Consider the following 258-nt stretch of genomic DNA (forward strand, 5'->3'; position numbering starts at 1 on the left):
ACCTTTTTCTCAATAGGTGCAACAGACAACATGGCATCAAACGCTCTTTCCATGATACCAACGGCGTCATCTTCTTTATCACTCACATAACAAAGCTTGGTTAAACGCTCTCTATGCTCACCCTGCTCCATCAACAGCTGCGCCACTTTTAGTGTCACTGCATCACTTGGTGGTTGGAAATGATTACCGATCGGGAACACCAACGCCTTCATCGCGTATTTTGCCCAACCTACAGGGAAGTTGTCATACGCCTGTTGT

Annotated in this window: 1 protein-coding gene; it reads right to left on the minus strand. The window is 46.5% G+C overall.

The window, feature by feature from the left end:
- Positions 1-258, minus strand: a 258-nt coding sequence (locus AB4585_RS25280) for an acyl-CoA dehydrogenase domain-containing protein (protein ID WP_372171519.1), incomplete at both ends; no start/stop codon positions are given.

The organism is Vibrio sp. 10N.222.49.C9 (genome assembly GCF_041474985.1).
Taxonomy (GTDB): Bacteria; Pseudomonadota; Gammaproteobacteria; order Enterobacterales; family Vibrionaceae; genus Vibrio; species Vibrio crassostreae_C.